1 protein-coding gene is annotated in these 1,368 nt (G+C 46.1%); it reads left to right on the forward strand.

Features of this window, described 5'->3' with window-relative positions; genetic code table 11:
- Positions 1 to 1,143 (forward strand): insulinase family protein (locus tag R7Q48_RS24220; RefSeq protein WP_318132628.1); only part of this gene is annotated, 1,143 nt, incomplete at its 5' end.
- Between the last annotated feature and the right edge of the window lie 225 nt (positions 1,144 to 1,368).

Below are 1,368 nucleotides of genomic sequence, written 5' to 3' on the forward strand. Positions count from 1 at the left end.
GCCAAAGAAACCTACCAAGCTGAAATCGCGGGCATGGGCTACAACATGTATGCACACCAAGGTGGGGTAACTTTGACGTTGTCGGGCTTCAGCCAAAAACTGCCGCAACTGCTTGAGATGATTTTACGCCGTTTCGCCGCGAGAGAGTTCAACCCGACTCGGTTCGAAACCATCAAACAACAATTATTACGTAATTGGCGAAATTCATCTCAAGATCGCCCAATTTCTCAACTGTTCAACGCATTAACAGGATTGTTGCAGCCCAACAATCCTCCTTTCGCGACGCTTGCAGAAGCGCTGGAAGAGATTGAAGTCGATGAACTGTCGACATTCGTCGAGTCGATTTTGGCGGAACTCCACGTAGAAATGTTCGTTTATGGCGACTGGCAACGTCAACAAGCGCATGATATGGCAACAACCTTGAAAGATGCCTTGCGCGTAAAAGAACAGCGCTACGAAGAAGCACTGCGTCCGTTAATTATGCTCGGTCAAAATGGCAGTTTTCAGCGCGAAGTGCATTGTAATCAACAAGACTCAGCTGTGGTAATTTACCACCAGTGTGAAGACATCGAACCGCGCAGCATAGCACTTTATTCTTTGGCCAATCACCTCATGTCGGCAACCTTCTTTCATGAGATTCGCACCAAGCAGCAACTCGGCTACATGGTCGGCACTGGTAACATGCCACTGAACCGTCATCCGGGGATTGTGCTTTATGTGCAATCACCAAACGCAGCTCCTGCGGAATTGGTCACCTCTATCGATGAATTTTTAAATGCATTTTACATGGTGCTTTTGGAGCTCAACGACTACCAATGGCACAGCAGTAAGCGTGGCCTTTGGAACCAAATCGCAACCCCAGACACGACTTTACGTGGACGAGCGCAACGCTTATGGGTAGCAATAGGCAACAAAGATACCGAGTTTAATCAACGCGAAAAAGTACTAGCCGAGCTCAAAAAGCTAACAAGAGCAGACATGATTCGCTTTGTCGTTAACGAACTGAAACCGAGAACAGCAAACCGGTTAGTCATGCACTCGCAAGGCCAAGCACATGTCGACGCACCTCGAATTCACTTAGGGCAAGAAATTGGTTCTATCGAAGAATTTCAGTTACGACCAAAAGATTGCGGTCTGGGCTAAGACCATCACCGTAATGGATAAAATGGGCGGAAGTCGAGCTGTAAAATATGTGAGAAACCCATCAATTTACTAATACGACTTGGATAGTCTTAACAGAAAATTGAAATTACGCGATTGCCGCTTATGCTCTAATTATCGCACAAAAAACATGTAGATGAGGCACTCAGAAGAAACTATTACTACTTGCTGCAGTATTATTACCATTCGCATCCGCTCATGCAGAAA

It is taken from the genome of Vibrio sp. 378 (assembly GCF_033339435.1).